Here is a 26,788-nt window from a genome sequence, read left to right as displayed (position 1 = left end):
TTCAGTGACTGGTTGCTCGCGCAGGCCCGCCAAGGTTGAGAATGCGCGCCATGCCGCGCGACAGCCGCTCCGAGTACGAATGGCGCATGCACAAGGTGCTGACGCACATCGACGACCACCTGGACGAGGCACTCGATCTCGCGGCGCTGGCCGACGTGGCGCATTTCTCGGCGTACCACTTCCATCGCCTCTTCGCAGCCTGGGCCGGCGAGACGCTGGGCGACTACATCCGGCGCCGCCGCGTGGAGGTGGCCGCGCTGCGGCTTGCGACACAGCCGCGCCTGTCGGTGCTCGAGGCGGCGGTGTCGGTGGGCTTCGGTTCGGGTGAGGCGTTCACCCGCGCGTTCCGCGCGCATTTCGGCAGCGCGCCCAGCGCGTGGCGTGCATCGCACGACTGGGCGCTGCCCTGCGACGATCCCGCACGCAAGAGCAATCCTGATCAGATCGCCCTGCACGGCTTCACGAAGAATGGATCTCCAACGCGCAACGCCGCGCATCATCAGGAGCCACCCGTGAATGTCCAGCTGATCACCCGCTCTCCCGTCACCATCGCCTACCTGCGCTACACCGGCCCGTTCGGCGCGCCGGTGGGCGCGTTCTGGGCCGAGAAGGCCGCGCCCTGGATCGGCGCGCACAAGCTGTGGTCGCATGCGCGCTACGGCATCAGCCACGACGACCCGAGCATCACCGCACCCGAGCACTCGCGCTACGACGCCTGCGTGGAAGTGCCCGACGATTTCGTGCCCGATGGCGGCTTCCAGAAGACGGTGCTGCCGGGCGGACGCTATGCCGCGCTGAGGTTCCAGGGCCTGCCCGAAGAGATCAACGACGCATGGACGCGCCTCATGCGCGACTGGCTGCCCGCGAGCGGCTTCCAGTTCGACAGCCGGCCCGCGTTCGAGTACTACGCGCCCGACATGGCCTTCGACGAGAAGACGAGCGCGTTCGAATGCGACATCTGCATTCCGATCGCGCCGCTCTGAAAGGCGCGGGCTGGCAACTGGCTGGCGCGGCGTGATCAGCCCTTCGCGGGCCGGGCGCCTTCCCGCGCATAGGCTTCGATCATCGCCGGAAAGGCGTCCATCGCAGGCAAGGTGCCGAAGCTGTGCTTCGCGGGCGTCGTGGCCCACGGCAACTTCTCGTCGGTCCAGGTTTCCGCAAAGGGCGCGACCCATTCGTGCCGGTCGAGCATGGTGGCGCGCAGGTTGACGAAATAGTCCATGCCCTCGGTGCGCGTGAACATCCAGCTCTTGCAGTGCGGGCAGAAGAAGTGGTGCGACTCGTCGCCGTGCAGGCCGCCGATGACGGGCTCGCCCGACACCACTTCGAAGCCCGGCGCGGGGATGGCCAATGACAGCGAGAACGCACTGGCGCTCATGCGCTGGCAGCCTGTGCAGTGGCAGGCCATGGCCAGCAGCGGCGGTGCGGTGATCCGCAGGCGCACCTGGCCGCAGCGGCAGCCGCCGGTCCAGGGGAGTTGCCAGTCGTTGGCGGTGTCTTGGGGGGTGTGGTTCTGGGTGCTCATGGAATGCTTTCGGGCTGGGTCGTCAGGATGATCGCTCAAGCCGGGCCCGGCCCCACCGAAACCCGCGTCCGAAAACGGCGAGCCCCCATCCCGCCGCCGCGCGACACTGCCCGCATGAGTTCTTCCGTCGCCGCCCGCATCCATGCCCTCGACTGGCCCCGCATCGATGCCGACCTCGCTGCCCGCGGCTGTGCCATCACCGGGGCGTTGTTCACGCCCGCGGAATGCGCCGCGCTCACGGCCATGTACGACGAAGGCGCGCGCTTTCGCAGCCGCGTGGTCATGCAGCGCCACGGCTTCGGCCAGGGCGAGTACCAGTACTTCGCGAACCCGCTGCCGTCCAGGCTCGTGGCGTTTCGCAGCGCGCTGTACGAACGCCTCGCGCCGCTGGCCAATGCCTGGGCCACTGCGATGGGCCAGCCGGCCGACTACCCGCCGGACCACGCGGCCTACCTCGCGCGCTGCCACGCGGCGGGACAGCTGCGCCCCACCCCGCTGCTGCTGCGCTACGGCGAAGGCGACTACAACTGCCTTCACCAGGACCTGTACGGCGACCTGCAATTTCCGCTGCAGCTCACGGTGCTGTTGAGCCGGCCCGGCGAAGACTTCACGGGCGGCGAGTTCGTGCTGACCGAGCAGCGTCCGCGCATGCAGTCGCGCGCCGAGGTGGTGTCGCTCGCCCAGGGCGAGGCCGTGGTCTTCGCGGTGAACCAGCGGCCGGTGGCGGGCACGCGCGGCAGCTACCGCGTGACGATGCGCCACGGCGTGAGCCGCGTGCGCAGCGGACAGCGCCACACGCTGGGCCTGATATTTCACGACGCGCGCTGAATAGAACGAACGTCCGTTCGCAAGCAAGCCCTCGGGCGCAGCAACATCGCACCAAGCGTGCAAAGTTGCACACATGTACCAAATACAGGCGAAAATCCCGCGCGCATCCGGGGGATTGCCAGGATGGCCGGCGCACACGATCGGCCCCGCAACACCCTCCGGACGCCGGACCACGACCTCGTGAGGAGGAGCCGGGGTCCGTTCCGAGTTGTCGTCAGGGAGCTGTATGTACAAGGAATCGTCCGGGCCACCGGATGGGACGGGTCGCCCGTCTTTCGCGCACGTCACCACGCCGGTGCCACCATCCCCGTCCCCTTCCACCGCCGAGAGTCCGCCGCCCCGACGCCCGCGTCGCTTCCGGGTCGATGTCGGCTCCATCGTCAGTGCCGTGGCGCTCGCGCAGTCGCTGCTGCTGGTCACGCTGGGCTACTGGGGCTCGCAGCGGCTGGTGACGACGATCGGCACCTCGGCGCACAAGTCGAACCACGACCGCACCGAGGACAAGGTGCTGGCCTTCCTGGCCAAGGCCGAGTCGGCGGTCGGCGCGATCGGCAGCTCGCCCAGCCTCACGCCCGCGGGCGAGAACGTGGACCGCACGGCCGAGCTCCTGTGGACGCTGCTGCAGCAATCGCCCGAACTCGACAGCGTCTACGTGGCGAACGTCGAGGGCAAGATGCTGATGGCGCTGCGCTACCCCGTGCCGGCGATCCGCCACATCGCGCGCGGCGACGGCTTCACCACCGAGACCTGGCAGTACAAGCTGCCGCTGGGTTCCGAGGCCGACGTGCAGCAGCGCTTTGCCACGCAGCGCGTGGAAGCCTACCGCAGCAACTACAACCCGACGCAGCGCAGCTGGTTCGTGCAGGCGCGCAAGACGCAGGGTCCGGTCTGGACCGTCCCCTATGTGTTCGCCGCCGCGCAGGAACTGGGCGTGACCTACGCGCTGCCGAGCCAGCGCCGACAGGCCGAGGGCAGCCCGCAGGCGATGGTGGTGGCGGGCGACGTGTCGCTGGGCCGGCTGTCGGAGTTCGTGCGCCTGTTCAGCCGCAACGGCAACGGCAACAGCGCGCTGCTGAGCGCCGACCACAAGGTGCTCGCGCGCAGCGACATGCCCGGCGTGCTCCACACGCTGGAAGCGCCCACGGGCGCGCTCGGTGCGCTGGACGCGCAGATGACGGCCGACGGCATCGCCGGCAGCGGCAGCGACAAGGCCTTCGCCTTCAGCCACGAGGGGCGGCGCTACCTGGTGCAGGCCTCGCGCATTCCCGCCACCGGCTGGCAGCTGGTCAGCTGGGTGCCCGAAGACGTGCTGCTGGGCGGCCTGCGCCGCGCGGTGGCGTGGTCGCTGCTGCTGGCGCTGGTGTTCCTGGGGCTGGCGCTGTACATGTCGCTCAAGCTCTCGAAGCTGGTGACGGCGCCGGTCGAGAACCTCTCGCGCATCGCGCACCGCATCGGCCGGCTCGAACTCGACGACCTGCCGCGCGAGCCCAGCCGCGTGCTCGAGATCCAGCACCTGGACCAGGCGCTCGACGACTCGGCGCGCAGCCTCAAGGCCTTCAGCAAGTTCGTGCCGGTGAACGTGATCAACCAGCTGGTGGCACAGGGCCACGCGCTCGCACCCAACGGCTCGCCGCGCCAGGTGACGGTGATGTTCACCGACGTGGAAGGCTTCACGTCGATCTCCGAATCGATCGCGGCCGACGTGCTGGTGCGCCAGCTGACCGAGTACTTCAACCTCGCGGCCGCGGTGTTCGCGCGCCACGGCGGCGTGATCGACAAGTTCATCGGCGACGGCATCATGGTGCTGTGGGGCGCGCCGGCCGACCTGGAAGACGCCGAGTACAAGGCCTGCTGCGCCGCGCTCGAGCTGCACGCCGAGATGCACCAGCTCAACCGGCAGTGGGCCGAACAGGGCCTGCCCGAGTTCCGCACGCACATCGGCATTCACACGGGCGTGGTGGTGGCGGGGGTGCTGGGCTCGAACGACCGGCTGTCGTACACGGCGTTCGGCGACGTGGTGAATGTGGCCAGCCGCATCGAAGGCGCGAACCGCCAGCTGGGCACGCGCATGCTGATCTCGGAAGTCACCTACGCGGCGCTGAACGGCCGGCTGGCCACGCGGCGCATCGAAGAGCTGGTGGAGCTGCGCGGCCGGCAGACGCGCATGGTGCTCCACGAGTTGCTGACCTGATCCGCGCGAGCCTGTCGCGCGGGTTGGCGTCGATCAGCGCGAGGGGCGTGGCGGCGGCGGTGGCGTGGCCACGCGCACCAGCATCAGGTTGGCGGTGGTGCCGTTGCCCTGCGTGAGCACCGAATACTGCGTGTCGTTGATGAACAGCAGCTGCTCGCCGCGCGTGATGCGCGCCGCCACGGCATAACGCATGCGCGGGTCGATGCGCGCGGCATCGACGCTGAGCTCGAAGGCGAAGGGCGGCTGCTTGCCGTTGGCGGGAATGCGCTGCTCGGCGAGCACGACCGAGGGCGCGTCCATGCGCGACACGTCGAGCAGTTGCACGCGCACTTCGGCTGCGGGGTCGAGTGCGATGCGCTCGCGGTAGGCCACGGTGCCCGTCACGCGCAGCGGTGCGGCGGCGGGTTGGGCCGGCGTGCCCGGCGAGCCGCCCGCGCAAGCGCTCAGGACGGAGGCGCCGGCAACGGCGGAGAGCATGAGGAGGCTGGTGCGTCTTTTCATCGCCCCATTATGCGGAGGCCCGCTGTGCGGCGAAAGCCACATACCAGTCCAGGCTGCCGGGGTTTGCCATCGCCTCGCGGTTCACGACCTTCTCGATGGGCTGGCCCAGCAGCAGCTTCTTGATCGGCAGCTCCTGCTTCTTGCCCGAGAGCGTGCGCGGAATCTCGGCCACCTGGAAGATGTCGTTGGGCACGAAGCGCGGCGACAGCGAGGTCTTGATCGCATTGTTGATGCGCGTGCGCATCGCGTCGTCTAGCGCCACGCCGGGGCGCAGCACCACGAACAGCGGCATGTAGCTGTCGCGGCCCAGGTATTCGAGGTCGACCACCATCGAGTCGAGCACCTCGGGCAGGCCTTCGACCGCGCTGTAGATTTCGCTGGTGCCCATGCGCAGGCCCTGGCGGTTGATGGTGGCGTCGCTGCGGCCGTAGATGATGCAGCCGCCGTCGCTGCCGACCTTGATCCAGTCGCCGTGGCGCCACACGCCCGGATAGGTGTCGAAGTAGCTCGACACATAACGTGCGTTGCCTTCATCGCCCCAGAAGTACAGCGGCATCGACGGAATGGGCTGCGTGCACACCAGCTCGCCGACCTCGCCGATGACCGGCTGGCCCTGCTCGTTCCAGGCCTCGACCGCATGGCCGAGTTCGCGGCACTGCATCTGGCCCGGCACTTCGGGCAGCTCGCGGTTGCCGCCGACGAAGGCGCCGCAGAAGTCGGTGCCGCCGGAGATGTTGCACCACCAGACTTCCTTCGAGCCTGCGTCGAGGATCTGCTGCGAGCCCCAGCGCTGCACCTCGTCGGGCAGCGGCGAGCCGGTGCTGCCCAGGGCGCGCACGCGCGACAGGTCGCCGCAGTCTTTCGCGACGAGCCCCGCCTTCATGCAGTTGGTGAAGTAGGCCGCGCCCGCGCCGAAGAAGGTGACGCGGTGCTTCGCCACGAAGCGCCACAGCACGCCCCAGTCGGGCTTGTCCTTGCTGCCCGCCGGGTTGCCGTCGTAGATGCAGATGGTGGCGCCGAAGGCCAGGCCCGAGAGCTGCGAGTTCCACATCACCCAGCCCGTGGAGCTGTACCAGTGGTAGCGCTCGCCGAAGTTGTTGGCGCCGTAGCTCGCGCCCACGTCGTTGTGCAGGCCGCAGGCGTGCATGGTGAGCAGGATGCCGCCCTGCCCGTGCACGATGGGCTTGGGCAGGCCGGTGGTGCCGCTCGAATAGACGATCCAGATCGGGTGGTCGAAGGGCAGCCACTCGGGTTCGAAGGCTGCGACCTGCGCATCGTCGCGCGCGATGGCTTGTCGCCATTCGACGTCGTGCGCCACCGCGTTCGCAGCAAAGGGCGACTGCACGAGCAGCAGCTTCTGCACGCTCGGCAGCTGGCCGCGCAGCTCCTGCAACACGGTGCTGCGGTCCAGCGGCTTGCCGCCGTAGTGCACGCCGTCGACCGCGATCAGCAGCGTGGGTTCGATCTGGCGGAAGCGGTCGGCCACGGCGGCCGTGCCCATGTCGGGCGCGCACACGCTCCACACCGCGCCGATGCTGGAGCACGCGAGAAACGCCACCATGGTCTCGGGCACGTTCGGCATGTAGGCGGCCACGCGGTCGCCGCGGCGCACGCCGAGCGACTTCAGCGTGAGCGCCACCGAGGCCACCTGCCGGCGCAGCTCGGGCCACGACAGCTCGCGCACCTCGCCGCGTTCGTTGTCGCTCACGATGGCGGGCAGGCCGGCCGCATGGGCCGCATCGGCGTGGCGCAGCACCTCGCGCGTGTAGTTGACCTGCGCGCCGGGAAACCAGCGCGCGCCGGGCATGCGCCGTTCGGCGAGCACCGCGGTGTGCGGCGTGGGCGAGTGCAGGCCGGCGTAGTCCCAGATGCTCTGCCAGAAGGCATCGAGGTCGGTGACGGACCAGCGCCACAGCGCGTCGTAGCTGTCGAAGGCCAGGCCGCGCGTGTCGCGCAGCCAGTTCTGATAAAGGCGGATCTGGGGGATGTTGGGAGCGGGCATGCCACGAGCGTAGCGCCGCGAACGGCCGTGCTCAATGAGGGTTGACCTCAGGGTTTGTACGTGTGTTCAACATTTTTGTACAGCCGTTCAATACGCCCCCATGAACGCTCGCACACCGCCGGCCCGCAAACGCAGCGCCTCTCGAGGCTCAGGCCCCTCAGGCGCCCCGACCGTCGCGCCCGAGCCCGCGCGACCCGACCGCCGCCAGGCGATCCTGCTGGCGGCCGAGAAGCTCTTCGCGCAGCACGGCTACCACGCCGTGACGATCCGCCAGATCGCCGAAGAAGCCGGCGTGCCCCTCGCGCTGGTGGGCTACTACTTCGGCCCGAAGCACGAGCTGTTCCACGCGATCTTCGAACACTGGAGCCACAGCATCGACGAGCGGCTCGCGCGCCTCGCGGCCGTGACCATCGACCCCGACGACGCGCGCACGCTGCCGCGCATCATCGAAGCCTTCACCGCGCCCGTGCTGGCGCTGCGCGCGAGCACCGAGGGCGAGTACTACGCACTGCTGGTGGCACGCGAGCTGTACCACGCCACCGAAGAAGCCGACCGCGTGCTGCGCGGCTACTTCGATCCGCTGGCCGAGGCCTACATCGACGCACTGCACGTGGCGCTGCCGCACGCCACGCGCAGCCAGGTCGCATGGGGCTACCAGTTCGCGCTGGGCGCGCTGCTGCACCACCTGACCGACAGCCGCATCGAACGACTCTCGCGCGGCGAGAACACACGCGCCGACCCGGCCGTGGCGCCGATGCTCGTGAACTTCATCGCCGGCGGCCTGCGCGCCGCGCTGCCGAAACCGAAGGCGACGTCGAAGGCCCCCGCCGCCAAGTCCTCACGCACGAAAAAGACCATCCCCAGGAGACCCCAGCCATGATGAATAGACGCACCCTGCTGTCGGCGCTCGCGGCCGCATCGGCCACCGCCTCGTTGCCTTCGCGCGCCCAGCAGGCCCACCCGAAGATCGTGTTCGGCTACACGGCGGTGACCGACTTCGCCTCGGTCTTCGTGGCGGCCGAAGAGGGCTACTTCAAGAAGCGCAGCCTCGACGTGGAGCTGAAGTTCATTCCGCTCAACTCCACCATCCCGGCCGCGCTGCAGTCCGACTCGCTGCAGATCGGCGGGCCCACGCCCTCGGTGTTCCTGCAGGCGGTGGACGGCGGGCTCGACCTGGTGCTGGTGGCCGGCGGCGGCCTCACCTCGAAGACGATCACGGGCTTCGGCCTGGTGGCGCGCGCGGGCTCGGGCATCAAGAGCGCGCAGGACTGCGTGGGCAAGAAGATCGGCGTGCCGGGGCTCGGTGCCTTCCTGCACGTGACCTTCCGCGCGTGGCTGAAGGACAGCGGCGTCGACTACCGCAAGGTCAACTTCATCGAGGCCGCGTTCCCGCAGCATGCCGACCTGCTGCGCGGCGGCTCGGTCGATGCGGTGGTGTCGGCCGACCCGTTCATGAGCCGCATCACCGAGAGCGGCGCGGGCTACGTGGCCTCGTACTACTCGACCTTCCTGCCCGAGAACAACCAGACCATCGTGCATGCGGCCAAGCGCGAGTGGGTGGCGAAGAACCCCGCCACGGCGCGCGCCTTCCGCGAGGCGCTGGTCGAGGCCGGCGCCTTCATCCAGCAGCAGAAGAACGACGCGAAGGTGCGCACGGCCATCGGCAAGTACATCAAGCTGCCGCCCGAGGTGCTGGCCAAGGTGCAGGTCTCGCCGCCCGGCCCGGTCGTCACCGACAAGCAGCTGGGCTACTGGACCGGGCTCATGAAGGAGCAGGACATGCTCAAGACGAACATCGACGTTGCGAAGCTGATCGCCAAGTGAGCGCGGCCGCCGATTCCTTCTTGCGCTTCGACGGCGTCACCATCCGCCTCGGCGGGCGCGAGATCCTGTCGCCCACCTCGTTCGACGTGGCGCGCGGCGAGTTCGTCTGCATCGTCGGCCCGAGCGGCTGCGGCAAGACCACGCTGCTGCGCGCGGCCAGCGGCCTCGTCACGGCCAGCGCCGGCGAAGTGCGGCGAAAGGGCGTGCCGATGACGGCGCCCTCGCGCGAAGTGGCCTTCGTGTTCCAGGACTACGGCCGCGCACTGCTGCCGTGGCGCACGGTCGAAGGCAACGTGAGCCTGGCGCTCGAAGCGGCCGGCGTGCCCGCGACCGAGCGCGCGCCGCGCATCGCCGACGTGCTCGGCAAGGTCGGGCTCGCCAAGCATGCGCACAAGTTTCCGGTGCAGCTGTCGGGCGGCATGCAGCAGCGCGCGCAGATTGCGCGCTGCCTCGCGCAGAAGCCCGAGCTGATGATGATGGACGAGCCCTTCGGCGCGCTGGACGCGCTCACGCGCCAGAGCCTGCAGGACGAGCTCGCGCGGCTGGTGCGCGACGACGGGCTCACGGTGCTGTTCGTCACGCACGACCTGGAAGAAGCCATCTACCTCGGCGACCGCGTGATCGCGCTGCAGGCCAATCCCGGGCCGGGACGGCCGAGCCTGGCGCGGATGATCGACGTGAAGATCCCGCGTCCGCGCGACCAGCTCACGACGAAGGAGCATCCGGAATACCTGCAGTTGCGGCGTGAGCTGTTCGCCTTCATCGAGCAGGGCCATGACTGAAGGCCGCGTCTTCCGCTGGCTGCGGCCGTGGGTGTTTCCCGCGCTGCTGGTCGGCGCCTTCGAGTGGTACGCGCGGCGCGCGGCGGCGTTGGGCAGCGATGCGCTCGCACCACCGAGCGCGGCGGCCAAGGCCTTCGTCGGCGCGGCCATGGACGGCTCGCTCTGGCAGGCCACGGGCTTCACGCTCGGCACGGCGGCACTCGGCCTGCTGCTGGGTGCGGTGTTCGGCATTGCATTCGGGCTGGTGCTCGGGCTCTCGCGCCGTGCGGCGCAGCTGGGCGCCGTGTCCATCGAGGTGCTGCGCCCCGTGCCTTCCGTCGCGCTGATCCCGCTCGCGATGCTGGGCTTCGGTTTCGGCGTGCGCATGGAAGTGGCCATCGTCGCCTTCGCCACCTTCTGGCCGCTGCTGGTGCTGGTGCAGTCGGCGGTGCAGCAGATCGAGCCCCGGCTGCTCGAGCTGAGCCGCGTGCTCGGGCTGTCGGCGCGCGAACGTGCCTTCAAGATCGTGCTGCCGGCCATCGTGCCACGCCTGTTCGTCGCGCTGCGCCTCGGTGTGGCGGTGGCGCTGGTGGTGGCCGTGACGGTCGAAATCGCCGCCAATCCGCACGGCATGGGCTACGCGATGATGATCGCGCAGCAGAGCTTCGACCCCGCGCTGATGCTCGCGTGGCTGGGCTGGATCGGCGTGGTGGGCTTCGCGGTCAACGCGGGCATGGTGCGGCTGCAGGCCTGGGTCGCGCGCCGCATGGGGGTGCAGCCATGAACAACCGCAACGACCGACTGGGTCTGGGGTGGCTCGGCTCGGTGGGCGTGCTGCTCGCACTGGTCGCGCTGTGGTGGGTGGCGAGCAACGCGGGCTGGGTCAGCCGCGTGTTTTTGCCGACGCCGCAGGCCACGCTCGCGAGCCTGCTCGAAGGGCTCAATCTCTCTGCGGGCAACGATGGCAACGGCGAACTGCTCGCCTTCACGCAGGCCACGGTGGGCCGCATGGTCGAAGGCTGGCTGCTGGCGTCGCTGTTCGGCGTGCTGCTGGGCGCGGCCATCGGCGTGTCGCCCGCCGTGCGCGCGTGGGTGCAACCGACGCTGGAGTTCATCCGTCCGCTGCCTGCCTCGGCGCTGCTGCCGCTGGCCATTTCGATCTTCGGGCTGAACCCCGGCATGGTGCTCTTCGTGGTCGCCTTCGGCGCGATGTGGCCGGTGCTGCTGGCCACGGTGCACGGCTTCGCGGCGGTGGAGCCGCGCCTGTCGGAGGTGGCGCGCTGCCTGCAGATGTCGCGCACCGCGTACATCTGGAAGATGGGCCTGCCCAATGCCATGCCCGACATCCTGGCCGGCATGCGGCTGGCGCTGACCATCGCGCTGATCGTCGCGGTGGTGGGCGAAATGATCGCCTCGCAAAGCGGCCTGGGCCAGGCCATCCTGCTGGCGGCACGCGCCTTTCGTGCCAGCGATCTGTTCGCCGGCATCGTGCTGCTCGGGCTCATCGGCTTCGTGAGCAACGCGCTGCTGGCCTTGGCCGAGAAGCGCCTGCTGCGGTGGCAGCAACCCTGACCGATTCATTCGACCGATTCCTTCAAAACCTACACCCCACAAGGAGCCTCGCCATGCCACGCAAGTTCGTCGACCTGTCGATCTTTCTCGAAAACGACGTGCTGTCCGATCCGCCGGCCTTCGCGCCGAAGATCCAGTATTTCACGCACGAGCACACCTTCGAGCAGATCGAGCCCTTCTTTCCCGGCCTGAAGAAAGAAGACCTGCCCGACGGCGAAGGCTGGGCCGTGGAGCTGGTGCAGCTGTCCACGCACAACGGCACGCACCTCGACGCGCCCTATCACTTCCACTCGACCATGGACAAGGCGCTGGGCGAGAAGAAGCCCGCCATCGCCATCCACGACGTGCCGCTCGAATGGTGCTTCCAGCCCGGCGTGAAGCTCGACTTTCGCCACTTCGCCGACGGCTACGTGGTCACGGCTGCCGATGTCGAAGCCGAGCTGAAGCGCATCAACCACACGCTGAGCCCGCTGGAGATCGTGGTGGTCAACACGCGCGCCGGCTCGCGCTACGGCAACCCCGACTACGTGTCGGCCGGCGCGGGCATGGGCTACGAAGCGACGATGTACCTGCTGGAGCGCGGCGTGCGCCTCACGGGCACCGACGCGTGGAGCTGGGACGCGCCCTTCGTGCACACCGCCAAGAAGTACGGCGAGACACACGACGCCTCGCTCATCTGGGAAGGCCACAAGGCCGGGCGCGACATCGGCTATTGCCACATCGAGAAACTGCACAACCTCGAGGTGCTGCCGCCCACGGGCTTTTTCATCAGCTGCTTCCCGCACAAGATCCGCGGCGCGTCGGCGGGCTGGACGCGCGCGGTGGCGATCTTCGACGACGCGCTGATGGCGTCGGTGTGAACATGATCGAACTCAACCACACGCACGACGCCGGCGCCCGCAGCTGGGTCGCTTCGGCCAACGCCGCGGGCAGCGACTTTCCGATCCAGAACCTGCCGTATGCGATGTTCCGCCGCACCGGCAGCCCCGAGCCGTTTCGCGGCGGCGTGGCCATCGGCGACCAGGTGCTCGACCTCGCGGCGCTGGCCGCGGGCTCGCACGTCGACGGCCTGGCGCTCGATGCGGCGCGCGCCGCTGCCCTGCCCGCGCTGAACGATTTCTTCACGCTCGGCCCGCCCGCCTGGCAGGCGCTGCGCCATGCGGTCTTCGCGCTGCTGCACAGCGATGCGCCGGCCGCGACGGTGGACGACCTGCGCGGCTGCCTCGTGCCGCAGGCCGAGGTCGAATACACCGTGCCCGCGCGCATCGGCGACTACACCGACTTCTACACCTCGATCGACCACGCGCTGAACATCAGCCGCCTGATGAACCCCGACGGCGACGTCACGCCCAACTTCCGCTGGGTGCCGACGGCGTACCACGGGCGCGTGTCGACCATCGGCGTGAGCGGCCAGCGTTTTCACCGGCCGATGGGCCAGGCCATGGCGCCCGGCGCGAAGGCGCCGACCTACCAGGCCTGCGCGCGGCTCGACTACGAGCTGGAGCTGGGCGTGTGGATCGGCCAGGGCAATGCGCAGGGCGAGGCGATTCCACTCGCGCGCGCGGAAGACCACATCTTCGGTCTCTGCCTGCTCAACGACTGGTCGGCGCGCGACATCCAGTTCTGGGAAATGGCGCCGCTCGGGCCCTTCCTTGCAAAGAACTTCGCCACCACGATCTCGCCGTGGATCGTGACGATGGAAGCGCTGGCGCCCTACCGCCAGGCGTGGACGCGGCCCGTGAACGAGCCGCAACCGCTGGCCTACCTGGAGAGCAGCGCGAACCGCGAAGGCGGCGCGCTCGACATCCGGCTCGAGGTGTGGCTCGAAAGCGAAAAGGCGCGCGCGCAGAAGACCGGGCCGTCGCGCCTGTCGGGCACGAGCTTCAAGCACCAGTACTGGAGCGTGGCGCAGATGGTGGCGCACCACACGGTGGGCGGCTGCAGCCTGAACCCGGGCGACCTGTTCGGCAGCGGCACCATCTCGGGCCCCGGCGAGGGCGAGGCCGGCGCGATCATCGAGCTGACCCGCGCGGCCCAAACCCCGGTGACGCTGGCCAACGGCGAGACGCGCGGTTTCCTGGAGGACGGGGATGCGGTGCTGCTGCGCGGCTGGTGCGAGAAGCCCGGCCATGCGCGCATCGGTTTCGGCGAGAGCCGGGGGACCGTGCTGCCGGCGCGGGGCTGAACCCGGCGCGCCAATGAAAAAGGCCACCTGGTGAGGTGGCCTTTTCATGCGATTTGGAGCGGGAAAAGAGTCTCGAACTCTCGACCTCAACCTTGGCAAGGTTGCGCTCTACCAACTGAGCTATTCCCGCGTGAGCCTCAGATTATAGGGTGGTTTGAGGCGGTTTGCCATCTTCCCCCGAAAAAATTTGAAATCAGGCGCCGAACACCAGCGCGCGGTGCATCGACACCCCGGCGAACAGCCCGTCGGCCGAGGCCAGCGTGGCGTTGGAAAAAGCCATCGCCACATCGCCCGCGGCGTACACACCGGGCACCGTGGTCGTCTTCATCGCATCGACGCGCAGCACCGGGCCGGTGGGGCCGTCGTCGAACGCGCAGCCCAGCTGTTCGGCCAGCGGACTGGTCGGGCGCGTGTGCGGCGCCACGAACAGCGCTTCGATCGGCACGCGCCGGCCGTCTTCCAGGCGCACGGCCGCCAGGTCCGTCCCCTGCCCTTCGAGGCCGGCGATGCGCCCGGGCTCCACGGCCACGCCGCGTGATTGCAGTCGGGCGCGTGCCTCGGCATCTGGCCCTGCGTCGCCATTCAGGAAGAGCGTGGTCGGGCCCCACTCGGCGATCAGCAGCGCGTGGTCCGGCGGGTGCGCGCTGTGAAAGAGCACGCCCAGCGGACGGTCGCCGAACTCGTAGCCGTGGCAATAAGGACAGTGCAGCACGCTCTTGCCCCAGCGCTCGCCGAGGCCCGCGATGTCCGGCAGGCCGTCCTGCACGCCGAAGGCCAGCAGCAGCTTGCGCGTCGACAACTGTTCCCCACTGTTCAATGAGACCGTGAAGCCCTCTGCGCCATCGGCCGCTGCCGCAGTCACTGTGCCGTCGACGAAGGTGACCGACGGATAGGCGAGCAGCTTGTCGCGCGCGTCGGCAATCATCTGCAGCGGCGGCATGCCGTCCTGCCCGAAGAAGCCGTGCGAGGCCGCGGCGAAGCGGTTGCGCGGTGCGCCCGCGTCGACCACGCAGACCTTCCTGCGAGCACGCGCCAATTGCATGGCGGCGGAGAGGCCGGCAAAGCTGCCGCCCACGATGAGTGCGTCATGGCGCATGTGCGATGTCCTTCGCGGTGAAGCCGCCACCCGTCATGCGGCGATGAAAGTCCCTGGAAAGATCGGCCAGCGTGATCCCGTTGAGCCGCCGCAGCAGCAGCGCCTCGGCCTCCTGGCAGGCGCCGTCGAGCGCCGCGTTCACCGCCTGCTCGACGATGCAGCCCGGACTCTCGGTGCGGTTGCCCATGGCCAGCAGCGCGGGCGCGCCGACGGCGTTGTGGATGTCGCCCAGCGTCACCGAACTCAACGAGCACGACAGCACCCACCCGCCGCCATGCCCCTTGGCCGAGCTGACGAAGCCGGCCTGCCGCAGCCCCGCCATGAGCCGCCGCACGACCACGGGGTTGGTCTGCATCGCCGCGGCGAGCGCCTCGGAGGTGATGGGGGCGTCCAGCTCGGCCATGTGCAGCAGCACGTGGAGCACACCGGAAAGCTTGCTGTCTTGTTTCATGCAACATTATTTGTTGCATGACTTTTCACGGCACGCCGAAGGGTCTTTCGGTGCCCGGCACTCCGCGTCCGCTTGCCGCGGCGCAGGCACGAGAATCGGCCTCGCCATGACGCCCACCCCGACCACCCTGTTCGACACCGCCCTGCGCGGCGTGCTGCTGGCCTTGCTGCTCGTGCTCGCGTTGGTCCTCGGGCGCGACCGCCCTCGCCTGCCGGCCGCGCGTGCAGGTGCGCTGCTCGCGCTCGGCCTGTGCGTGCAGGTCATCGGCGCCACGCCGCTGTTCGAAGCGCTCGTGCCGCGCGGGTGGCAGGCACCGTTTGTCGCGGTGTCCGTCGGCAACGGCGTGCTGTTCTGGGTGTTCGTGCAGGCTTTGTTCGACGACGACTTCGTGCTGCGGCCGCTGCATGTCGTCACTTGGTTGGCGGTGGCCGCGGTGGCGGCGCTGAATTGCGCGCTGGTGGCGGGCAGCGCCTCGGTGCTTGCGCCGCTCACGATGGGTGTGCAGCGCGCGGTGCCGCTGGTGTTCGCGGTGCTGGCCGCGATGGCGGCGGCTTCGCAGTGGCGCGCCGACCTGGTGGAAGGACGGCGCCGGCTGCGTGTGTTCATCGTGGTGACGGGCGTCGGCTACAGCGTCGGGATGCTGGCGGTTCGTCTAGCCTCGCCGCGCGGACAGCTGTCGGACCTGTCGGCGACCGCGGACGTGGCGATGCTGCTGCTGATCGTCGCGGTGGTGGCGTGGCGGATGCTGCGGCTGGCGGGTTCGGAGCTGTTTCCGGCTGCGCAGGCGCCGGTCACGATGCCAGCCATGACGCCAGAAGCGCCACTGAAAGAAGAAGCGGTCGCACCGGCGCCGGTCGAAGCACCGCCGCCGCCGGCAGCAGCCGAGCCGCCTCCGCCACCTGAACCCGCCCCTGACGCCGACCCCGCCGAAGACCGCCTCGCCGAAGCCCTCCAGCACGCCATGGCCGTCGACCGCGTCTACCGCCGCGAAGATCTGAGCATCGCCAGCCTCGCCGCCCAGTTGTCCGTCCCCGAATACCGGCTGCGCCGCGTCATCAACCAGAGGCTCGGGCACCGCAACTTCAACGCCTTCGTCAACGGCTTCCGGCTGGCCGAGGCGATGGCAGCACTGGCCGATCGGTCGAAGCGCGAGCTGCCCGTGCTGACCCTCGCGCTGACCGCCGGCTTCCAGTCGATCGGCCCCTTCAACCGCGCCTTCAAGGCTGCCACGGGCCTCACGCCCACCGAATTCCGCAAACAGAAGCTGGCCGAATCCTGAAATCTCTGGCCGAAAGCCGCGCTTGCGGGTTTCGGCCAGACGCGGACACTGCCGCGCGGCATCGTCCATGTCGCCGAGGGCATGGGCCTTCGATGACAAGGAGTTCGATGCGAAGACGTCTGTATTTGATCTGCCTGCTGGCGCTGGGGGCCGGCTGGGTGCACGCCGCGATGGGGCTGGCGGAAATTCCCGCGGCTACCGGCGACGGCCCTGTCACCGTGTTCTATCCCTCCAGCGATCCGCCCCAGCCGGCACGGCGTGCGCGCTTCACGCTCGACGTGGCGGCGCAGGGAGCGCCCGTGCGCGGCAACGGCCGGCTGGTCGTGATCTCGCACGGCTCGGGCGGCGCGCCGTGGGTGCATGCGGACCTGGCGCGCAGCCTGGTCGACGCGGGCTTCGTCGTCGCCATGCCCGAGCACAGGGCCGACAACCACAAGGACGACAGCAACCCTGGCCCCGACAGCTGGACGATGCGCCCAGCCGAGGTGTCGCGCGCCATCGATGCGGTGGCTCGCGATGCACGCTTTGCGCCGCTGCTGCAGTTCGACAAAGTCGGCATGTACGGCATGTCGGCGGGGGGTCACACCGCGCTGAGCCTCGCGGGCGGGCGTTGGTCGCCGGCCGGATTCAAGCAGCACTGCGAGGCGAACCTGGTGGACGACTTCCAGTCGTGCGTGGGCCTGGTCACGCGGCTCACGGGCGGGCCGTTCGACGGCCTCAAGAAGTGGGTTGCACGGCTCGTCATCCGCCATCGCTTCAACGACGCCACGTGGCGCCTGCACACCGACCCGCGCATCGCCGCCATCGTGGCGGGCGTGCCCTCGTCAGCCGATTTCGACATGGCCTCACTGGCCACGCCCCACGTGCCGCTGGGCCTGATCACTGCGCAGCAAGACCGCTGGCTGGTCCCGCGCTTTCACAGCGACCGGGTCCTCGCGGCCTGCCTGCCGCGCTGCGAACTGATTGCGGACATGTCGACCGGCGGCCACGGTGCGCTGCTGTCGCCGCCGCCACCGAACCTCTCGGGCCTGATCGGCGACATGCTGAACGACCCGCCGGGCTTCGACCGCGCGGGCGTCCTGCCCGAGGTGAACCGCAAGACAACGGCCTTCTTCAGCGCGCATCTGCCGCCGCCCCGATCCGCAGACATGGCGGCGCCGCCCTAACGCACGACCCCTTCATTCCGCCGACGGCCGATTCCCACAGCGTCGAGCGAACGCGCCGCACATGGCGACAACCTGCCGGCCCGTCATGGTTGCCCCCGAATCGATCGAACCCCGGTCGGTTCTGCAAACCGTGACTCAGCAACGAAAGGAACTGTCACTCATGACTACACATGCAACCAACCGCATCTTCATCGGCGCCATGCTGGCGGGCCTGCTGGCCCTCGGCGGGACGGCCCAGGCGCAAGGCGTCGGGGTCGGCGTGGGGGTCAACGCCGATGTGAAGGCCTCGGGCAGCACCGGCGCGACGCAAGGCGGCGCCGCAGGCGCACGCACGCAGACCGGTGCGTCGGCCGATGCCAACGCGGACACCTCCACCTCCGGCGCGACCGGCGGCGTGGGCAATGCCGTCGGTGGCGTGCTCGGCACGGCCACGGGTGCGGTCGGCGGTGCCACCGGCGCCGTGGGCGGCGCGACGCAGGCCGTCGGCGGTGTGACCAACACCGTGGGCAGCACCGTGAACAGCGCGACCGGTGCCGCGGGCGCCGTGGGCGGCGCCGTGAAACCGGCCACGGCCGGCGCCAAGGCGAGCGGCAAGGCCCAAGGCTCGGGCGCGGTCGACCTGCACAAGAAGTAAGTCGCACCCCGCATGGTTGCAGCAGCCGGACGCGGCTGTTGCAGCGCATCGCTCCGCGAGAAATCAAGCCCGCAGTGCTAGCGCGTTGCGGGCTTGTGTCGTTCAGAGGTCGGGTGCCGGCAGCTTGAAGAGGCTGGTGACTTCGGTGTCGAGCACCACCAGCGCACGCTGGTTGAACAGCCGCCAGCGCCAGCGCAGGATGCCGAGCGTGGGGCGCTTTTCGGAGCGACGCACCTCGATCACGTCGGCCACGAGCCGCAGCGCATCGCCGGGCCGCACCGGGTTCGGCCAGCGCGCGTGCTCGAGCCCGGGCGACGCGAACGATTCGGAACCGGCCAGCGCCGCCTCGACCACCAGCCGCATCGCGATGGAGCAGGTGTGCCAGCCGCTCGCGATGAGCCCGCCGAAGGGGCTACCTGCCGCCGCCTCGGCGTCGGTGTGGAACCACTGCGGGTCGTAGGCCCGCGCGAACTGCACGAGTTCGGCTTCGGTGAGCACATAAGGCCCGGCCTCGATGACCTGGCCTGCGTGGAAGTCGGCGAACTGCATCCGCCGCAGCTTAGTACGTTTCGAGGTGCAGACGACCTTCGCGCTTGAGTTGCGCGCCGACGGTGTCCCAGTCGAGCCCCGCTTCCTTCGCCACGTCGCGCAGTGCGAGCACCACGCCCTCTTCCATGCTCTTGAGGCCGCACACGTAGAAGTGGCTGGCGCCGTCTTTCAGCAGCGCGGCCAGGTCGGCGGCGCGTTCGCGCATCAGGTCCTGCACATAGCGCTTGGGTTGGCCCGGCGTGCGCGAGAACGCGAAGTTGATGTCGATGAAGTCTTTCGGCAGCGACTGCAGCGGGCCGAAGTACGGCAGCTCCTGCTGCGTGCGCGCGCCGAAGAACAGCATGAGCTTGCCGCCTTCGAACTTGCCGCTCTTGCGCAGGCGGCGGCGCCATTCGGTCATGGCGCGCATGGGCGCGCTGCCGGTGCCGGTGCAGATCATCACGATGTGCGACTTGGGGTGGTTCGGCATCAGGAACGATGCGCCGAAGGGCCCCACCACCTGCACGGTGTCGCCCACCTTGAGGTCGCACACGTAGTTGGAGCACACGCCGCGCACCGGGTCGCCCTCGTGGTCCTCGGTGACGCGCTTCACGGTGAGCGAAACGTTGTTGTAGCCGGGCCGCTCGCCGTTGCGCGGGCTGGCCACCGAGTACTGGCGCGCATGGTGGCGCTTGCCGATGGCATCGACGCCCGGCGGCACGATGCCGATCGACTGGCCTTCGAGCACCGGGAACGGCACCACGCCGAAGTCGAGCACGATATGGTGGGTCTCGCTGTCGAAGCCGGCCTCGGTGCAGTTGAAGTTGCCCACCACGGTCGCGGTGGTCGGCGTCTTCGGCGGAAAGAGGTTGGTGTAGGCGTGCGCGGCCGACCAGGGCGGCACGCTGGCGCCGTACTGCGCGGAATTGAAGGCGGGCTCGGTGCCCTGCACGGCGGCCTGGGCCTGCGTCTGGGCAGGCACTTCCGCGGCCGAAGCGGCTGCGCCGGACACGCCCGCGGCTTCGAGTTCTTCGGGCGACAACTCGGCGGGAAGTTCTTCCCACGTGAGCTGCTCTTCGATGGTGTACGCGCGCACCAGCGGCATGGTGCGCCAGTTGTCGATCGAGCCCGTGGGGCACGGCGAGATGCAGGCCATGCAGCCATTGCAGACGTCCGCACGCACGACATAGTTGTTGTCGTCGTGCGTGATCGCGTTCACGGGGCAGGTCGCCTCGCAGGTGTTGCAGCGGATGCAGATCTCGGGGTCGATCAGGTGCTGCTTGATGACCCCGGCTTCAACGACCATGTCCATGTTGTTCTCCATGCCCTCGCCGTGGGGACGAGGGCTTCATATCCAGGTGCTCAGCCGAAACGCACGTACTCGAAATCGACGGGCTGGCGGTTGATGCCCATCACCGGCGGCGAGATCCAGCCTGCGAACTTGCCCGGCTCGATCACGCGGCCCATCAACGATGCCACGAAAGCAAAGTCTTCGGAACTCGGCAGCCATTCGTCGCGCTTGGCGGCCCATTCGATGTCGTTCACCACGCGGCCCTCGGGCGACATCTTGATGCCGGCGAGTGCGCCGATCTGGCGGTTGAAGGCCTTGTGCGGCACGACCAGGCGGGTGGGAATGCCGGCCTTCTCGAGCACCTTGTTCCAGCGGCCGACGCCGGCCACCGAGTCCTTGATGAAGTCGTCGCGCAGCACTTCATTCAGGGCGTTGAGCATCGGCACGTCCTTCTCGACGAGCTGGCCGTCCTTCACCTCGAGCACCTTGTAGGTCTGGCCCTTGAGCACGTGGTCGTCGTCGCGCTTGCCTTCTTCGTAGCGGCCCTTCAGGCCCGAGCTGTAGAAGATGGCGGCGTTGCTCGACTGGTCGGCGCCGAACAGGTCGATGGTCACCGAGTAGTGGAAGTTCAGGTAGCGCTGGATGGTGCCCAGGTCGATGCAGCCGGCGGCGCGGATCTTCTGCGCGTCGTCGGTCTTGAGCTCGTTCATGACCTGCGCGGTGCGCGCGATGACGCGCGACACGCCGCTCTCGCCCACGAACATGTGGTGCGCCTCTTCGGTCAGCATGAACTTCGTGGTGCGCGCCAGCGGGTCGAACGCGCTTTCGGCCAGCGCGGCCAGCTGGAACTTGCCGTCGCGGTCGGTGAAGTAGGTAAACATGAAGAACGCGAGCCAGTCGGGCGTCTTCTCGTTGAAGGCGCCCAGGATGCGCGGGTTGTTGGCGTCGCCCGAGGTGCGCTGCAGCAGCGCGTCGGCCTCTTCGCGGCCGTCACGGCCGAAGTGCTTCTGCAGCAGGTAGACCATGGCCCACAGGTGGCGGCCTTCTTCGACGTTGATCTGGAACAGGTTGCGCAGGTCGTACATCGACGGCGCCGTGAGGCCCAGGTGGCGCTGCTGCTCGACCGACGCGGGCTCGGTGTCGCCCTGCGTGACGATGATGCGGCGCAGGTTGGCGCGGTGTTCGCCGGGCACGTCCTGCCAGACCTTCTCGCCCTTGTGGTCGCCGAAGTGCACTTCGCGGTTGGCGTCGCCCGGGTTCAGGAAGATGCCCCAGCGGTAGTCGCGCATCTTCACGTGGCCGAACTGCGCCCAGCCTTGCGGGTCGACGCTCACGGCGGTGCGCAGGTACACCTCGTGGTTGGTCGAGCCTTCGGGGCCCACGTCGTCCCACCAGTTGATGAAGTTGGGCTGCCAGCCTTCGAGCGCGCGCTGCAGCGTGCGGTCTTCGCCGAGGTTGACGTTGTTGGGGATCTTCTCGCTGTAGTTGATCGTGCTCATCGTTGTTCCTTGGGTTGTGCGGACTGCTCTGTGCTCAAACGCGGTTCAGGTCGAAGCCGGCTTTCTGGCCGGTGCCGTAGACCTTCAGCGCGCCCTTCTCGCCGACGGCGTTGGGGCGGTTGAAGATCCAGTTCTGCCAGGCCGTGAGGCGGCCGAAGATGCGGGTGGCCATGTTCTCCTTGCTGGCGAAGCGCAGGTTGGCTTCGAGGCCGGTGAGCGCGTCGGGCGACATGGCGGCGCGCTCTTCGATGGCGATGCGGATCTCGTCGTCCCAGTCGATGTCGTCGGGTGCGGCGGTGACGAGGCCGAGCTTGACGGCCTCGTCGGCGTCGAGCGCCTGGCCGGCGGCGGCGCGCGCGGCTTCGAGCGGTGCGGCCTCTTCGTAGAAGCGGCGCTGCAGGCGGCTCTGGTCGTTCACCATCGGGAAGAAGCCGAAGTTGAATTCGTTGAGCGTGAGCTTGGGGGCGCGTGCGGCGTCGTCGGGCAGCGCGAGCATGTAGGTGCGGTCGGCCGCGAAGGCCAGCTCGGCCAGCGTGCCGGCGAAGCACGAGCCGGCCTCGACCAGCGCGAACAGGCTGCGCGACGACACATCGAGGCGCGCCAGCGTGCGGCGCAGCGCGCCGATGGTTTCGCGCACCAGCCAGTGGTCCTTGTTCGCGAACATCACGGCATCCGATGCGAGCACGGCGGCGGCATCGCCTTCGGTCTTGAGCAGCCAGGTGCCGACGTCGAGTTCGTTGGTGCGCAGGTTGAGGATGGCGTCGTCGAGCTCGCGGCACACGGCCAGCGGCCACCAGGCGGCGCCCGCGGCTTCGATGGCGGCGATGTCGGCCGGCTGCGCGCCGGTGGGCGCCTTCACGGTGATCGTCGCGGTGCGCTTGCTGCGGTCGATCTGCACGTTGACGTTGGCATACGCGATGCCGTCGGCGCTGTCGGTGCGCTCGACGCGGGTCAAGGCCACGCCCTTGGCGCCGGCGGGGCGGTCGCTGCCGGCGGCGAGTTGGGTGGCGCGTTCCTGCACGGCGGCGGGGAACTGTGCGGGCTTGGCCACGGCATCGACCAGGCGCCAGTCGACCGCGCGCTGGCCGCGCACGCCTTCGACGCTGGTGCAGAAGATGTCGGCGAGGTCATGGCGCACGTGGCGCTTGTCGGTCACGCGGGTCAGGCCGCCGGTGCCGGGCAGCACGCCGAGCAGGGGCACTTCGGGCAGCGAGACGGACGAGGAGCGGTCGTCGACCAGCAAAATTTCGTCGCAGGCCAGTGCCAGTTCGTAGCCGCCGCCGGCGCAGGCGCCGTTCACGGCCGCGAGGAACTTCAGGCCCGAGTGCTTCGAGGTGTCTTCCATGCCGTTGCGCGTCTCGTTGGTGAACTTGCAGAAGTTCACCTTCCAGGCGTGGCTGGAAACGCCGAGCATGAAGATGTTGGCGCCGGAGCAGAAGATGCGGTCCTTGCCGCTGGTGACGATCACGCTGCGCACTTCGGGGTGCTCGAAGCGGATGCGGTTGAGCGCGTCGTTCAGCTCGATGTCCACGCCCAGGTCGTAGCTGTTGAGCTTGAGCTTGTAGCCGGGGCGGATGCCGCCGTCTTCCGCGATGTCGAGCGTGAGGCGCGCAATGGCGCCGTCGAAGCTCAGCGACCAGTGGCGGTACTGGGCGGGTTCGATGCGGTAGTCGACGCGCTGGGGCGCCTGGAGCGTGGTGTCGGTCATGCGGAAGTCTCCTGTGGGGCTGTGTTCAGAAAACCGTGAACAGGAATAATAATGCACTTCCTTGTTCCGATGACATGCATCATGCTGCATGCAAACAGGCAAGTCAATGCCTGTTGTGCTTTTTTTCAGATTTCAGGCAGATGAGAGATCAGGGGGCGTGCACAGGACACCGGGTACTTCCCTCCGCGAATGTCCCCCGGGCTTCGCCCTCCTCCTTAATTTCGCTGCGGGAAGCACCCAGTGCCCTGCGCACGGGGCACGCGGTCGGGTCACGGCCGATCAACAACTGCTCTGAAATGCTCACGCCGATGGGGTGCCTTGCGCAGCGAAATCAAGGAGGAGGGGCGAAGCCCCGGGGGACATTCGCGGAGCAAGGTACCCCGTCGGCGGGAGCGTCGCCCTGAACAGCGAGCGCCCCAACGCCAGCAGCAAGAAACTCAGGCCAGCCCCATCGACTGCCGGGCAACCGCGCGCAGTGCCTGAAAGCTCTGCGGCAACGTCTTCCCACTGGTATCGACCGACAGATCAGCCTTCGAATAGAAAGCGGCGCGCCCGTTCAGGATGCGCCGCAGGTCTTCCATGGCTTCCTTGCTGGCCGCCATCGGGCGGGTGTCGCCCTGCGCGGCCACGCGGCCCATGTGCTCCTCGGGCGCGGCCTGCAGCCACACGGTGGTGCAGTGGGCCAGCAGCTCGTTGAACGTGGCCGGGTCGGACACGATGCCGCCGGGCGTGGCAATGACCACCTCGCTGTAGATCTGCACCGCCTCTTCCAGCGCGCGACGCTCGTAGCGGCGGTAGGCGTTGGTGCCGTACAGGTCGTGGATTTCGCGCACGCTGCAACCCGCCAGCTTCTCGATCTCGCGGCTCAGTTCGATGAACGGAATCTCCAGGTCTTCGGCCAGCATCTGCCCCAGCGTCGACTTGCCCGCGCCGCGCAGCCCCACCAGCGCGATGCGCCGGTGCCGCGCCGGGTCGACCGAGGCCGTGCCCAGCATCTCGCCGAGCGCCACGCGCACGCGGCGCAGGTCGGCCTCGCTGCGGTGCTCCAGCAGTTCGCGGATCAGCAGCCACTCGGGCGAGCTGGTCGTCACGTCGCCCACCAGCTCGGCCAGCGAGCAGTGCAGCGCCCCGGCCACCTGCTGCAGCACCAGGATCGATGCGTTGCCGATGCCGTATTCCAGGTTCGCCAGGTGGCGCTCCGACACGTCGGCCGACAGGGCCACCGCCTTGCGCGTGAGGCCGCGCTGCGCGCGCAGGTTGCGCACGCGGTCGCCCAGTGCCACCAGCAATGGGTTCTTGGCCTCCCCGGCCACGGCGGCGCCGTGGTTGCCGGTGCCGCCCTCGGGCGCGGTGGCCAGCACCGCGTCTACATGCTCGTTCATGCCATTCCTCGTTCTTCGCCGGGATTGTGCGCGCTCAGGGTAAACACCATAGATGCACTATATTGCTTGACACCTGTTGTCTCGCTGCTTATTGTTCGATCACACGCAAGATACTGCACACGCAGACTTCCTGCAAGAAGTCGATAGTTCATCCGTTCGAGGCCCACGATGTCCGACACCCCCACGCCCGCCACCGGCAAGGCGGCATTTCACCAGCTGATCGCCGACCTGACCGCCGAGATCGCCGGCCAGCCGCTGGACGCCACGCTCGACCAGTGGCTCAACGCCACCCACGGCGCCGGCAGCGCCCGTTTTGCGCAACTGCGTCAGGCCTGCATCGGCGGCGTCGCCGAAGGCTGGCTGTGCGATCGCGAAGGCGGCGGCATCAAGTACGGCCGCGTCTTCAAGGCCGAAGACGCGCTGCACCGCTTCTCGGTCGACGTGGTCGACATGCAGGACCTCGCCGGCCCGCACCACACGCACCCGAACGGCGAGATCGACCTGATCATGCCGCTGGACGACACCCCCGCCGCCACCTTCGACGGCCGGCCCGCGGGCTGGTGCGTCTACGGACCCGGCACCGCACACCGCCCGACCGTGGCCCAGGGCCGCGCGCTCGTCCTCTACCTGCTGCCCGAAGGGCAGATCAAGTTCACGGCATGAAGCACACCCCCAGGCTTGCCCACTGCGTGTGGCCTCCAACCCCCTTGCAGGGGGCAACACCAGCGGCCCGGCAAAGCCGGTTCCGCGGTGTTCCCCGATCGACCCCCATTGAGACCCTATCCAATGACTGAGCTTCTCGCCAACCACGTCGCCGGCCGCTGGCAAAGCGGCACGGGCGCCGGCACGCCCCTGTTCGACCCGGTGCTCGGCACCGAACTCGCGCGCGTCGACGCCACCGGCCTCGACCTGCCCGAGGCCTTTGCCTTCGCCCGCGACCAGGGCGGCCGCGCGCTGCGCGCCCTCACCTACCGCCAACGCGCCGGCCTGCTCGCTGCTCTCGTGAAGGTGCTGCAGGCGAACCGCGATGCGTACTACGAGATCGCCACCGCGAACTGCGGCACGGTGAAGAACGACTCGGCCGTCGACATCGACGGCGCGATCTTCACGCTGGGCCAGTACGCCAAGTGGGGCGACGCACTCGGCGACGTGCGCGCGCTGCGCGACGGCGAGGCCGTGAAGCTCGGCAAGGAGCCCGTGTTCCAGTCGCAGCACCTGCAGGTGCCGACGCACGGCGTGGCGCTGTTCATCAACGCCTTCAACTTCCCCTCGTGGGGCCTGTGGGAAAAGGCCGCACCCGCGCTGCTGTCGGGCGTGCCCGTGATCGTGAAGCCCGCCACGGCCACCGCCTGGCTCACGCAGCGCATGGTGAAAGACGTGGTCGATGCGGGCGTGCTGCCGGCCGGCGCGCTGTCGGTCATCTGCGGCAGCTCGGCCGGCCTGATGGACCAGCTGCAGCCTTTCGACGTGGTCTCGTTCACCGGCTCGGCCGAGACGGCCGCCATCATCCGTTCGCACCCGGCCGTGGCCGAGCGCTCGGTGCGCGTGAACATCGAGGCCGACAGCCTCAACAGCGCCCTGCTGCTGCCCGGCGCCGCGCCCGGCAGCGAGGCCTTCAACCTGCTGGTGCGCGAAGTGGTGCGCGAGATGACGGTCAAGTCGGGCCAGAAGTGCACCGCCATCCGCCGCATCCTGGTGCCGGCCGAGGTGTACGACGCCGCCGCCGAAGCCATCGGCGCGAAGCTCGCGGGCGTCACGGTCGGCAACCCGCGCAACGAGGGCGTGCGCATGGGCTCGCTCGTGAGCCGCGCGCAGCTGAACGCGGTGCGCGACGGCCTCGACGCCCTGGCCACGCAGACCACCGTGCTGCACGACAGCCGCAACAAGCCCCTCATCGACGCCGACCCCGCCGTGGCCGCCTGCATCGGCCCCGTGCTGCTGGGCGCGCGCGACGCCGACGCGGCGCAGCGCGTGCACGACGTCGAAGTGTTCGGCCCCGTCGCCACGCTGCTGCCCTACAACGACCTGGCACACGGCATCGCGCTCGCGCACCGTGGCCAGGGTTCGCTCGTCACATCGCTCTACGGCAGCGACGATGCCGCGCTCGCCCAGGCTGCGCTGTCGGTCGCGCCGAGCCATGGCCGCGTGCACGTCATCACGCCCGAGGTGGCGCAGGCCCACACCGGCCACGGCAACGTGATGCCGATGTCGCTGCACGGCGGCCCCGGCCGCGCGGGTGGCGGCGCCGAACTGGGCGGCCTGCGCGCGCTCGATTTCTATCACCGCAGGAGCGCGGTGCAGGCGAGCCCCGGCGTGCTCGCCGCCCTCGGCCTCTAGCGCCACGCACAGGCCCCAAGGAGACACA

At 69.1% G+C, this 26,788-nt stretch carries 25 protein-coding genes and 1 tRNA gene; 15 read left to right on the top strand and 11 right to left on the bottom strand.

The window, feature by feature from the left end:
* Window positions 1-50 precede the first annotated feature (50 nt).
* Entirely contained in the window at window positions 51-983 is a 933-nt protein-coding gene (locus AC07O4_RS10060; RefSeq protein WP_495304426.1) for an AraC family transcriptional regulator, read from the top strand.
* Between the two features lie 35 nt (window positions 984-1,018).
* Here AC07O4_RS10060 and AC07O4_RS10055 read toward each other — a convergent pair whose 3' ends face one another.
* On the bottom strand, window positions 1,019-1,525 hold the full coding sequence (locus AC07O4_RS10055) for a GFA family protein (protein WP_495304425.1): 507 nt from the start codon (window positions 1,523-1,525) through the stop codon (window positions 1,019-1,021).
* A 114-nt stretch (window positions 1,526-1,639) separates the two neighbouring features.
* Between AC07O4_RS10055 and AC07O4_RS10050 the strand changes: the two genes are divergently transcribed.
* Together AC07O4_RS10050 and AC07O4_RS10045 are read left to right on the top strand one after the other, a co-directional pair.
* Window positions 1,640-2,353: a 2OG-Fe(II) oxygenase gene (locus AC07O4_RS10050; RefSeq protein ID WP_495304424.1), complete on the top strand. Its 714-nt coding sequence runs from the start codon at window positions 1,640-1,642 to the stop codon at window positions 2,351-2,353.
* Window positions 2,354-2,579: 226 nt separating this feature from the next.
* Window positions 2,580-4,544: an adenylate/guanylate cyclase domain-containing protein gene (locus tag AC07O4_RS10045; protein WP_495304423.1), complete on the top strand. Its 1,965-nt coding sequence runs from the start codon at window positions 2,580-2,582 to the stop codon at window positions 4,542-4,544.
* A 33-nt stretch (window positions 4,545-4,577) separates the two neighbouring features.
* Here the strand turns inward: AC07O4_RS10045 and AC07O4_RS10040 are convergent, their stop codons facing one another.
* Both AC07O4_RS10040 and AC07O4_RS10035 read right to left on the bottom strand, forming a co-directional pair.
* A complete protein-coding gene (locus AC07O4_RS10040; protein ID WP_070061382.1) occupies window positions 4,578-5,045 on the bottom strand; it encodes a YbaY family lipoprotein in 468 nt (155 codons plus the stop codon).
* Between the two features lie 7 nt (window positions 5,046-5,052).
* Window positions 5,053-7,047 (bottom strand): acetoacetate--CoA ligase, encoded by a 1,995-nt coding sequence (locus AC07O4_RS10035; RefSeq protein ID WP_495304422.1) that lies wholly within the window; start codon window positions 7,045-7,047, stop codon window positions 5,053-5,055.
* A gap of 100 nt (window positions 7,048-7,147) precedes the next feature.
* Between AC07O4_RS10035 and AC07O4_RS10030 the strand changes: the two genes are divergently transcribed.
* The 7 genes from AC07O4_RS10030 to fahA are packed head-to-tail and all read left to right on the top strand — an operon-like array spanning window position 7,148 to window position 13,389.
* Complete coding sequence (locus AC07O4_RS10030) at window positions 7,148-7,927, top strand: TetR/AcrR family transcriptional regulator (RefSeq protein ID WP_495304421.1); 780 nt, start codon at window positions 7,148-7,150, stop codon at window positions 7,925-7,927.
* The gene (locus AC07O4_RS10025) at window positions 7,924-8,871 is read left to right on the top strand and encodes an ABC transporter substrate-binding protein (protein ID WP_495304420.1); all 948 of its coding nucleotides are present in this window, start codon (window positions 7,924-7,926) and stop codon (window positions 8,869-8,871) included. The genes AC07O4_RS10030 and AC07O4_RS10025 overlap by 4 nt, the downstream gene beginning before the upstream one ends.
* Window positions 8,868-9,653 carry an ABC transporter ATP-binding protein gene (locus tag AC07O4_RS10020; RefSeq protein ID WP_070061385.1) on the top strand — a complete coding sequence of 262 codons (786 nt, stop codon included), beginning with the start codon at window positions 8,868-8,870 and terminating at the stop codon, window positions 9,651-9,653. The genes AC07O4_RS10025 and AC07O4_RS10020 overlap by 4 nt, the downstream gene beginning before the upstream one ends.
* Window positions 9,646-10,416 carry an ABC transporter permease gene (locus tag AC07O4_RS10015; RefSeq protein ID WP_495304419.1) on the top strand — a complete coding sequence of 257 codons (771 nt, stop codon included), beginning with the start codon at window positions 9,646-9,648 and terminating at the stop codon, window positions 10,414-10,416. The genes AC07O4_RS10020 and AC07O4_RS10015 overlap by 8 nt, the downstream gene beginning before the upstream one ends.
* Window positions 10,413-11,204 carry an ABC transporter permease gene (locus AC07O4_RS10010; RefSeq protein WP_492729942.1) on the top strand — a complete coding sequence of 264 codons (792 nt, stop codon included), beginning with the start codon at window positions 10,413-10,415 and terminating at the stop codon, window positions 11,202-11,204. The genes AC07O4_RS10015 and AC07O4_RS10010 overlap by 4 nt, the downstream gene beginning before the upstream one ends.
* Before the next feature lie 53 nt (window positions 11,205-11,257).
* Entirely contained in the window at window positions 11,258-12,064 is an 807-nt protein-coding gene (locus tag AC07O4_RS10005; RefSeq protein WP_095743084.1) for a cyclase family protein, read from the top strand.
* A gap of 2 nt (window positions 12,065-12,066) precedes the next feature.
* The gene (gene fahA, locus AC07O4_RS10000) at window positions 12,067-13,389 is read left to right on the top strand and encodes a fumarylacetoacetase (protein WP_495304418.1); all 1,323 of its coding nucleotides are present in this window, start codon (window positions 12,067-12,069) and stop codon (window positions 13,387-13,389) included.
* Window positions 13,390-13,443: 54 nt separating this feature from the next.
* Here fahA and AC07O4_RS09995 read toward each other — a convergent pair.
* The 3 genes from AC07O4_RS09995 to AC07O4_RS09985 all read right to left on the bottom strand — a co-directional run bounded on the left by AC07O4_RS09995 (window position 13,444) and on the right by AC07O4_RS09985 (window position 14,936).
* Window positions 13,444-13,519: transfer RNA gene (locus tag AC07O4_RS09995), tRNA-Gly, on the bottom strand.
* Window positions 13,520-13,582: 63 nt separating this feature from the next.
* A complete protein-coding gene (locus tag AC07O4_RS09990; RefSeq protein WP_495304417.1) occupies window positions 13,583-14,485 on the bottom strand; it encodes an NAD(P)/FAD-dependent oxidoreductase in 903 nt (300 codons plus the stop codon).
* Window positions 14,475-14,936, bottom strand: a complete 462-nt coding sequence (locus tag AC07O4_RS09985) for an Rrf2 family transcriptional regulator (protein ID WP_495304416.1) — start codon at window positions 14,934-14,936, stop codon at window positions 14,475-14,477. The genes AC07O4_RS09990 and AC07O4_RS09985 overlap by 11 nt, the downstream gene beginning before the upstream one ends.
* 106 nt (window positions 14,937-15,042) lie before the next feature.
* On the opposite strand from AC07O4_RS09985, the gene AC07O4_RS09980 reads away from it, so the two are divergent.
* The 3 genes from AC07O4_RS09980 (at window position 15,043) to AC07O4_RS09970 (ending at window position 18,015) form a co-directional block, all read left to right on the top strand.
* A complete protein-coding gene (locus tag AC07O4_RS09980; RefSeq protein WP_495304415.1) occupies window positions 15,043-16,215 on the top strand; it encodes an AraC family transcriptional regulator in 1,173 nt (390 codons plus the stop codon).
* A 107-nt stretch (window positions 16,216-16,322) separates the two neighbouring features.
* Window positions 16,323-17,381: an alpha/beta hydrolase family protein gene (locus AC07O4_RS09975; protein ID WP_495304414.1), complete on the top strand. Its 1,059-nt coding sequence runs from the start codon at window positions 16,323-16,325 to the stop codon at window positions 17,379-17,381.
* 160 nt (window positions 17,382-17,541) lie between these two features.
* Window positions 17,542-18,015 (top strand): adhesin, encoded by a 474-nt coding sequence (locus AC07O4_RS09970; RefSeq protein ID WP_307582592.1) that lies wholly within the window; start codon window positions 17,542-17,544, stop codon window positions 18,013-18,015.
* Between the two features lie 102 nt (window positions 18,016-18,117).
* On the opposite strand, the gene AC07O4_RS09965 is transcribed toward AC07O4_RS09970, so the two are convergent.
* The 5 genes from AC07O4_RS09965 to AC07O4_RS09945 all read right to left on the bottom strand — a co-directional run bounded on the left by AC07O4_RS09965 (window position 18,118) and on the right by AC07O4_RS09945 (window position 24,423).
* Entirely contained in the window at window positions 18,118-18,564 is a 447-nt protein-coding gene (locus tag AC07O4_RS09965) for a MaoC family dehydratase (protein ID WP_495304413.1), read from the bottom strand.
* A gap of 10 nt (window positions 18,565-18,574) precedes the next feature.
* Window positions 18,575-19,855: a benzoyl-CoA 2,3-epoxidase subunit BoxA gene (boxA, locus tag AC07O4_RS09960; RefSeq protein ID WP_495304412.1), complete on the bottom strand. Its 1,281-nt coding sequence runs from the start codon at window positions 19,853-19,855 to the stop codon at window positions 18,575-18,577.
* A gap of 50 nt (window positions 19,856-19,905) precedes the next feature.
* Window positions 19,906-21,333 (bottom strand): benzoyl-CoA 2,3-epoxidase subunit BoxB, encoded by a 1,428-nt coding sequence (gene boxB, locus AC07O4_RS09955; protein WP_062470322.1) that lies wholly within the window; start codon window positions 21,331-21,333, stop codon window positions 19,906-19,908.
* Window positions 21,334-21,367: 34 nt separating this feature from the next.
* Window positions 21,368-23,041, bottom strand: coding sequence for a 2,3-epoxybenzoyl-CoA dihydrolase (gene boxC, locus AC07O4_RS09950; RefSeq protein ID WP_062470320.1), 1,674 nt, complete (start codon window positions 23,039-23,041; stop codon window positions 21,368-21,370).
* A 437-nt stretch (window positions 23,042-23,478) separates the two neighbouring features.
* The gene (locus AC07O4_RS09945; RefSeq protein ID WP_062470316.1) at window positions 23,479-24,423 is read right to left on the bottom strand and encodes a helix-turn-helix transcriptional regulator; all 945 of its coding nucleotides are present in this window, start codon (window positions 24,421-24,423) and stop codon (window positions 23,479-23,481) included.
* Window positions 24,424-24,591: 168 nt separating this feature from the next.
* On the opposite strand from AC07O4_RS09945, the gene AC07O4_RS09940 reads away from it, so the two are divergent.
* Entirely contained in the window at window positions 24,592-25,086 is a 495-nt protein-coding gene (locus AC07O4_RS09940) for a 4-hydroxylaminobenzoate lyase (protein ID WP_307582583.1), read from the top strand.
* 123 nt (window positions 25,087-25,209) lie between these two features.
* Entirely contained in the window at window positions 25,210-26,760 is a 1,551-nt protein-coding gene (locus AC07O4_RS09935) for a 3,4-dehydroadipyl-CoA semialdehyde dehydrogenase (RefSeq protein WP_495304411.1), read from the top strand.
* Window positions 26,761-26,788: the final 28 nt, after the last annotated feature.

This window comes from Variovorax sp. GW821-FHT09D04, from assembly GCF_059416405.1.
The sequence above is the reverse complement of the archived record's forward strand: the minus strand, read 5'-3'. Positions and strand labels throughout refer to the sequence as shown.